The sequence below is a fragment of the Microcystis sp. M53603_WE2 genome (genome assembly GCF_030065435.1).
In genome coordinates, this window is sequence record NZ_JASJFF010000991.1 from 1 (window position 1) to 8,230 (window position 8,230).

The following is an 8,230-nucleotide window of genomic DNA, read 5'->3' on the forward strand; positions in this document are numbered from 1 at the left end:
TATGGGAGTGATCAGGGGGAAATTCAGGGACTTTTTCCCTGAAAATTAGGTAATTGACCCCCTCAAAATCGGTAAAACCCCACACCCCACACCCCACACCCTACACCCTGCCCCTAGGAAAAACTTTTTCAGCAGACCCTAGATATTTATTCACCTCTGGAGGTTATTAATTATGAAGGTTAAGCAATTTGATTGTGTGGAAATGAAACGGTTGAGTAGCGAAAAAATCTATGAAGACATTAAAAATATGAAAATAAAGGAAGAATTAGCCTATTGGCAACAAGCTACTAAAGAGTTAGAAAAACTTCAAAGTCAATCATAGTTTAGCGAAGGGATCGCAACTACAAACCTGGTTCGTTATTCCCCCCTTATTTCGCAGGGAAGGGGGGTTAGGTCATTCGGGCGATTTTTCATGTTGGCAAGGTCATATTCTGGTTTCATGGTTTTATTATCGATAATGTTTACCTTCGTTTTTACCCGTAAAAGTCCTCATTTAGAATCTGTTCAGGTGTGAAAGGACAAGCGAGGGGATACTCACTTTCTTGGGGAATACGAATACCAAATTGAGCGCGTTTACCCTGTTTGATGGCGACTTTACGAGCGCTGGAATAGGCTTGTGTGATGGAGATTAAGAGATAAGATTTAAGAGAGGGAGTCTTAAGTAAATCATCTTGAACGCGCTGGCGATGCTCATCTACTGAGTTATACCAACTTGCTTTCATTGTCTCAGGAGCATCATGCTGTATCTTTAATTTGAGTAAGTGAATCAACAAGACCATTAAGTTGCTCTCTAAGGCGCGTTTCTCTGACTTACCCAAATCTTTTAACTCCTCAATTAAGTTTTCTATATCCAGTTGTTCAAACTGTCGATTCTGTAATTGATGAATAGTTTGCTCAATCCACAACTGAAGATCTTGTTCGTAAAGTGTTGTGGGATTTTCTTGAATGTCCGATTGTTTTAATAAGTTCATTTGGCTTTCATTAAGTTAACGGTAGATGAATAATTTGGTCTTTATATTTATTATTATACTTGATCTTTACCAGATAGTGTGATCGCATTGGGTTCTTAATTATTGACCTCTCCCCTGAACCCTATCCTACAAGGAAAGGGGAGAGAATTTAGCGAAGGGAGTGCAACTACAAACTGGGTTTGTTGTCAAGGCTCTAGCCCGAACAAGTTTAACCTGTTTTCTTTAGGTAGTGAGAAGCTAAATGGACATAACCCTATTGCCCAAATTGGGTAACTTATCTAGAATAAGTATATGAAGAGAGGAGGAGACGTGATGGAGTATCAGAATTTTTCGCTCATTAAAGAAGATATTCAGGCTGATGCTTGGGGACGGATTAGCCTTGGGACTGAATGTAGCAACCGTCACTATCGAATACTGATGAATGCAAGCGGGGAACTTCTTTTGGTTCCCATGGTGGCGATTCCAGAGGGAGAACTATGGGCTTTTCAGAATCCTAGTGTCCGCGAGTCGCTCAAACGGGGGCTCGCAGAAGCCCGCACGGGAGATTTCGCTGAAGAAACAGTCGATTTAGACGCTATGCTTGAGTTTGCTGAATCTATTCCTGAAGAAGTCGAGGAGTAATTGAATTTCTCTTTACGACAGACACAGGAAGCTCGAAATACTCTATCTGAATTGCGAGCAGAAGCGGAACAGGCTCAAAAGACTCGCCTGGCTCAAGGTAGGACAAAAGCATCGAAACAAGAGGGTCTCTACAAACAGGTAACAAAAGCCCTCAAGCTCCTCAGTACAAACCCAAGACATCCAGGACTAAAAACCCACGAATTTAATTCCCTCGACAACCCTTATGATGCAACACAGAAGGTTTTTGAAGCCTACGCCCAACAGAATACACCGGGAGCCTATCGAATTTTCTGGTGCTATGGACCTCATTCGGGGGAAATCACCATTCTCGCTATTACACCTCATCCGTAGATCACAACATTGTAGGGGCGAAGCATTCGGGCGATAACCTATCGCTGAAACCGTAGATTTCCTATCCGAATGCTTCGCCCTTACTTTTTCAGCAAGCCCGAAATAGTTAGCGCTGAAGCGCAACAACAAGCCAGGTTCGTGAGGGAGTGAGGGAGGATCATCACCCCATCACCCCCCCATCACCCCATCACCCTCTCTTTTTAAAGCCGGATTTAGTATTAGGGGGGAGTTAGACCAAACCCCGCACCTCCTCAACCCCAACCCCCAAAACAGAAGCAATACCGACAAGAATCTCCTCATCTTGCGTTTGCTGATAAAGATCAACAAGACTAGGCAAAGAAAAGGTTTGTACACTGTAACCATCGTTAAATTCTGCCCAAATTTGTAAGGCTTGCAGGTAATAACTTTTGGCTTGGCTCAATTCCCCAACTCCTTCCGCTACCCCTCCCAACTGGTGCAGGGTTCCGGCTTGCTCATAGCGATCGCCATATTCAATCTTGATCTCAATAGCTTGCTGGTAGTAGCTTCGGGCTTGCTCCCATTCCCTCAATTCTTGCGCTACCGCTCCCAAATTGTGCAGGGTGCTGGCTTGGGAGAAGCGGGCGCTTTGCGTGCCTCCGGCAGCGCCATATTCAATGTAGATCTCAATAGCTTGCTGGTAGTAGCTTCGGGCTTGCTCCCATTCCCTCAATTCTTGCGCTACCGCTCCCAAATTGTGCAGGGTGCTGGCTTGGGAGAAGCGATCGCCATATTCAATGAAGATCTCAATAGCTTGCTGGTAGTAGCTTCGGGCTTGCTCCCATTCCCTCAATTCTTGCGCTACCCATCCCAACTGGTGCAGGGGGCGGGCTTGGGAGTAGCGGGCGCTTTGCGTGCCTCCGGCAGCGCCATATTCAATGCAGATCTCAATAGCTTGCTGGTAGTAGCTTCGGGCTTGCTCCCATTCCCTCAATTCTTGCGCTACCCTTCCCAAATTGTGATAGGTAGTTCCCAATATTGAGGCTTTTTGTTGCTCGTCCACCCCTTGGAGATTTTGAGTTAATTCAATAACTTTTAGATAAGTCTGTTTCGCCTGTTCATAGTTTTTTGTATTGTTATAGGCGATGGCGAGATTGCCCAAAGCACCAACAATGTTACTACCGATTATCCCAGTTTTAATCTGCTCAGGATAAGTTTGACAAGCTTGACAAACACTCTCGCATAGTTTCAGTTTGCTACTAACATCATTGGTAGCAACAAAATAATTATGTAAGCAAAAGAAGATATAAATATCTTCCTGCTTTTCCAAACAAATCTGCAACGCATGAAACAGATTTTCATACTCCCAGCGACAGAACAATATCCCCCACTGCTTCTCTTGCGGATTTTTGGAATCTAGTAAGTCATCATAATAACCTGCTAAGTCTCGGTAATGATTCTTAAAACCCTCCCAAATTGCTGCTTGTGTCTCTGGTGCTAATTCCTTTAACTTCGTCTTCAGGAAGTAGGGAAAAATGGGCTGGATAGTCAATAAACTCGGCAATTCTTCACTCATCGGCGAAAGCAGTCCCCAATGAATCGCTTCTTCAATCGCTGCATCAAATTGGTCAAATTGATAACCTTGTAAAGGTTCTAATTTTTGTAATTCTTCACTGTAAAAAGGAATGAAATCCCTGTTAATAAACCCACTAAAAGGCGCTAAACAGAGTAACAGCTTCTGCGCCTCCTCCGACAAATTACTGTGGGAATACTCCACACATTTGATGATATTATTAGTCTTATCCTCATCCCCCACATTAACTAACTCCGCCAACTGTAACCCTTGCCAAATCTCCTCCGGTGACTGTCGCTTCAGATTCGCTAATACCACTTCCATCGCCAACGGATACCCCGCCAACAATTTCATCAAGCGCTTAAAATAATCATCCTTTTTAATCGCATTTTTCCGACTCTTCGCCTGACGTTCTAAGATTCTCTCCGCTAATTCAGTTCTCGACTCTTGGTCTAATCCTTGTAAGGGATAGATATTCTCCTTAAAAGTCCTGCGTTGCAGCCAAGTTTCCTCACTGCGAGAACCCAAAATCACCTTCGTCTTTCCCCCGACCAAATTCTTGAGAAATTCGGCGATTGCTTCCCTTTCATTCTCCGGTAAAGTATTCTGAATTGCTAACGGTTGTCCCGTCACCGACTCCAGATTATCTAAAATGAGAATATACGCCTCACTGCGGAGTTTTTGTTCTAGTTTCTTTACCCGCGCTTTCAGGTTCATCCCTTGGAAACTCGCCTGTTCAAAGCGATTATAAATTCCCTGACCGATTTCATAGACAATCTGTTCTAACGTCCAAGCTTTTTTATCATAACCAAAATAGAAAATATGGGTCGCCCAGTTGGTTTTCTGCCACCATTCTCGTAGATAATTGAGTAAGGTAGTTTTTCCTGTCCCTCCCATTCCTTTGAGTAAAAGGATATTATGTTTCAGCAGCGCCTTTTCCATCTTGAGAATTTCTAAATCCCTGCCGACAAAGCCGTATTCTGGTAAAGGAAAGACATATTGATTGCCGATATGTTCCCAGTATTTTTCCTCCTCTTCTGGAGTAAATGGACGCAAATTGAGATTAATTTTACCGCGACAATAAATCACCGGTAATAACCAATCTTCTAAATCTATTATCGTGTTATAATAGGCGCGGCGTTGCTTATTATTGAATAACTCTAACCGTCCCTTTCGCATCGCTTCCGTTAGGTCTTTTCCGTTCAATAATTGCTGATAAATTGGTTTCATCATCAACTTAGCTGCAGAAACCGTCACCGAATATCCCATCGCCACCACTGCTTGCATTCCCGCAGTCATCAAACGACTTCCTAAACTGGTTTCCCGATAGTCTTCTGATTCCTGGGAAATTTGCTTTGCTGACTGACAAGCATTGAGAATACAAATAGGGATATTTTTCCCGGTGAGTAAATTCGCTAATTCCGTCGCTTCTACCGGAGTCGCTTGACCTTTTTCTTCTCCTTCCAGAAACAGAAAAGCTTTTACTCCCTCATATTCTGCTAAATCCTCCAGTCCCCATCCCCTTTGATAGCGCCAAGAATCCCCGTGAACCTGTCTTTGGTACTGTTCATATTCCATCAATCCGCCATGAACATCGAAATGAATAACATGATAGTATCCTTCTCCCTTCTCATCCAGATGTCTGGTTAGTGATTCATAAGTTCCGGGACGCAAAATATCAATTTTTACCGGTATTTCACTACTATTTACCAGTTCTACCAAAGGACGGGAAATCGTGCGATAGTTAACATCAGATTCCTCATTAGGACGCGCAATCACCACCAGAAGATTGATAGTAGGATAAGTGGCCATTTGCACCGGGACAACTGTAGCCCCTCGACGCTGGCGGGAGATGATACAATCTATAGAAAAAGGACGCGGTAAATCAGGATCTTTCAGCGCTTCCCAATGTAAAGCTTGAAATTCTGGCGACTGACTTTCGATGATAATTTGCAGTTGACTTAACTGCTTTCGCAAGTCTCGATATTCCCCATAAGCATTTAAATTACTCTGGAAAACCTGTTTAAATAGGTTTTCGCCATAGTTTTGGACACTGTTGGCGGCTTTTTGCGCTTTATCCGTCTCTAGCGTCGGAAATACTAACCATTCCTCAAAGTACCATTCTAGGTCTTTTTCTTCTTGGTTAGTAAAGGGGTCAGTAACCGTAATTGGGTAGCTGTTACCGCTATCAAAATTGAGACTAGCAGTAAAGCCACCATCGTTAATTCCTTCTTCGCGGATGGTGAGGACTAACATAGAGATAAGTTTAGAATTGTTCTATTACAACTCTTCAGCAGTTTAACGGTATTATACTGGAAAAAACCTATTGCTTTGAGCCTATGGATGTTCGAGCGGCAGTTGCCCTAGAAGCGGGAAAACCCCTAACTATTGAAACGGTAAAATTAGCCGCACCGCAAGCGGGGGAAGTGTTAGTAGAAATCAAAGCCACGGGAGTTTGTCACACCGATGCCTATACTCTCTCTGGGGCCGATCCTGAAGGCTTATTTCCCTCAATTTTAGGCCATGAAGGGGCCGGAATCGTGGTAGAAGTGGGAAAAGGTGTCACTAGCCTAAAAGTGGGGGATCATGTTATTCCCCTATACATTCCCGAATGTCGTCAGTGCGAATACTGTCTCAGCTTTAAAACCAATCTCTGTCAAGCGATTCGTCTTACCCAAGGTCGGGGAGTAATGCCGGATGGAACCAGTCGTTTTTCCCTCGATAGTCAGCCGCTTTATCACTACATGGGAACCTCGACTTTTGCTAACTATACCGTGCTGCCGGAGATTTCCCTAGCCAAGATTCGCCCCGATGCTCCCTTTGAAAAAGTCTGTTATATCGGCTGCGGAGTCACTACAGGTATCGGTGCGGTGATTAATACCGCTAAAGTGGAACCGGGGGCAAAAGTGGTGGTTTTTGGTCTGGGAGGTATCGGTTTAAATGTTATTCAAGGGGCCCGTTTGGTGGGGGCCGATATGATTGTCGGGGTCGATATCAATCCCCAGAAACAAGCTTTAGCGACCAAATTCGGGATGACTCATTTTGTTAATCCCCAAGAAATCGAGGGGGATTTAGTGGCCTATCTGGTGGATTTAACTAAAGGTGGGGCCGATTATAGTTTTGAGTGTATCGGCAATGTCCAGATTATGCGTCAAGCTTTGGAATGTTGCCATAAAGGTTGGGGTGTTGCCACTATTATCGGTGTAGCCGGGGCCGGCCAAGAAATTAGTACCCGTCCTTTTCAATTAGTCACCGGACGGGTCTGGAAAGGTACGGCTTTTGGTGGAGCGAGAGGTCGTACAGATGTACCAAAATTAGTCGATTGGTACATGGACGGCAAGATTAACATTGATGATTTAATCACCCACGTTCTACCTCTGGCAAGAATTAACGAGGCCTTTGACCTGATGCGCCAAGGGGATTCTATCCGCAGTGTGATTACATTTTGAGCATAGTTAAGAAATACTTGACAAACTCTTAACTGTATGTGTGCGCCAGTTTCCTGACTCTCTTTAACTTACTATAGAAGCGATCAATCTTTGTGTCCTCTGTGTCTGGAGTGGTTCCTTCCACTCCCAGTATTTACACCTATTTTGTTAAGATATATTGCGGATACCCTGAACTTTAGTAAACAGAGGAGCTAAATCACCTAGTATTGCGTCCTTTTCAGTGAACAGTGAACAGTGATCAGTAACCAGTGATCAGTAACCAGTAACCAGTGAAAAGACATCAGGAAAGTGCTATTTAAAACTACTCACTTAATACTTCTTACTTAAAACTCAAATCTCATAACTGATGACTGATGACTGATCACTGATAACTGATAACTGATAACTGCCCTAATAACTTTTAAATTTTTAACTTTAAGCAAATGCGTAATAGCGGACTCCTCTCAAAAACCAAAGTCAAACTGAAACGGAAAAAAACGCTCACCTCGCCGACGCGGCCAGGGCCGAATAAATTACAGAATAAAATCAAAGATAAAGAGCGTCTAGTCGGTCGTCAGCGTCAGTCATGGCTAATTATGGGCTTAATTAGCATTGTCCTGCTAGGAGGAGTTGGCTCACGCTTGGCCTATTTACAACTGCAGCAAGGACAAATTAACCGAGAAAGGGCAGAAAATAACCGGATTCGCATTCTTCCCAAACCTCCAGTCCGGGGCAACTTATTCGATCGCAATGGCAAAGTTTTGGCCACGGCCCGTTTAACCCATGCGGCCTATATTTGGCCCAAATCCCAGCGTAATCCCGCCCAAAAACTCAATCTTGACCGTTTAGCCAGTATTTTAGGCATTCCCAGAAGCGACCTAGAAAAACGCATTAACGAAGCGGACGAAAACCCCTCCACCCTGATCCGCATCGCTAGGGGTTTAACTCCAGGCCAAATTATCGCCCTAGAGGAATACAAAGACGAATTAACCGGCATTGAAGTGGACGTGGAATCAGTGCGCTACTATCCCAATGGTAAAATTGGGGCGCATATTCTCGGTTATACGGGGGAACTAACCCCGGAGGAATATAAAGCCAAAAGACCCCAGGGCTACCGGTTGGGAGATGTCGTCGGTAAAATGGGTGTGGAAGCCGCCTACGAGTCAAAATTGCGGGGAGAATGGGGAGGAATGCAGTTAGAGGTCAACGGATCGGGACAAGTAATCCAAATTCTCGGCCAAAAAATTGCTAAACCGGGGCAAGATGTCACCCTGACACTAGATTTAAAACTCCAAAAAGCCGCCGAGGCCGCTTTAGGAAAACGCAAA

At 44.1% G+C, this 8,230-nt stretch carries 7 protein-coding genes; 5 read left to right on the top strand and 2 right to left on the bottom strand.

The genetic code is table 11. The annotated features are described in order from the left end of the window. Nucleotides 1–172 precede the first annotated feature (172 nt). Nucleotides 173–322: a hypothetical protein gene (locus PX481_RS20925; RefSeq protein ID WP_287972030.1), complete on the top strand. Its 150-nt coding sequence runs from the start codon at nucleotides 173–175 to the stop codon at nucleotides 320–322. A gap of 151 nt (nucleotides 323–473) precedes the next feature. Here PX481_RS20925 and PX481_RS20930 read toward each other — a convergent pair whose 3' ends face one another. After that, nucleotides 474–971: a DUF29 domain-containing protein gene (locus PX481_RS20930; protein WP_002798842.1), complete on the bottom strand. Its 498-nt coding sequence runs from the start codon at nucleotides 969–971 to the stop codon at nucleotides 474–476. A gap of 312 nt (nucleotides 972–1,283) precedes the next feature. Here PX481_RS20930 and PX481_RS20935 point away from each other — a divergent pair, with 312 nt between their 5' ends. Beyond that, complete coding sequence (locus PX481_RS20935) at nucleotides 1,284–1,592, top strand: hypothetical protein (RefSeq protein WP_288095791.1); 309 nt, start codon at nucleotides 1,284–1,286, stop codon at nucleotides 1,590–1,592. Further along, on the top strand, nucleotides 1,593–1,943 hold the full coding sequence (locus tag PX481_RS20940; RefSeq protein ID WP_004268952.1) for a hypothetical protein: 351 nt from the start codon (nucleotides 1,593–1,595) through the stop codon (nucleotides 1,941–1,943). Between the two features lie 229 nt (nucleotides 1,944–2,172). Here the strand turns inward: PX481_RS20940 and PX481_RS20945 are convergent, their stop codons facing one another. Continuing rightward, nucleotides 2,173–5,730 carry a tetratricopeptide repeat protein gene (locus PX481_RS20945; RefSeq protein ID WP_288095793.1) on the bottom strand — a complete coding sequence of 1,186 codons (3,558 nt, stop codon included), beginning with the start codon at nucleotides 5,728–5,730 and terminating at the stop codon, nucleotides 2,173–2,175. Between the two features lie 83 nt (nucleotides 5,731–5,813). Between PX481_RS20945 and PX481_RS20950 the strand changes: the two genes are divergently transcribed. Together PX481_RS20950 and PX481_RS20955 are read left to right on the top strand one after the other, a co-directional pair. Continuing rightward, on the top strand, nucleotides 5,814–6,923 hold the full coding sequence (locus PX481_RS20950; RefSeq protein WP_288095795.1) for an S-(hydroxymethyl)glutathione dehydrogenase/class III alcohol dehydrogenase: 1,110 nt from the start codon (nucleotides 5,814–5,816) through the stop codon (nucleotides 6,921–6,923). Nucleotides 6,924–7,345: 422 nt separating this feature from the next. After that, nucleotides 7,346–8,230, top strand: an 885-nt coding sequence (locus tag PX481_RS20955; RefSeq protein ID WP_502888621.1) for a penicillin-binding protein 2, incomplete at its 3' end; no start/stop codon positions are given.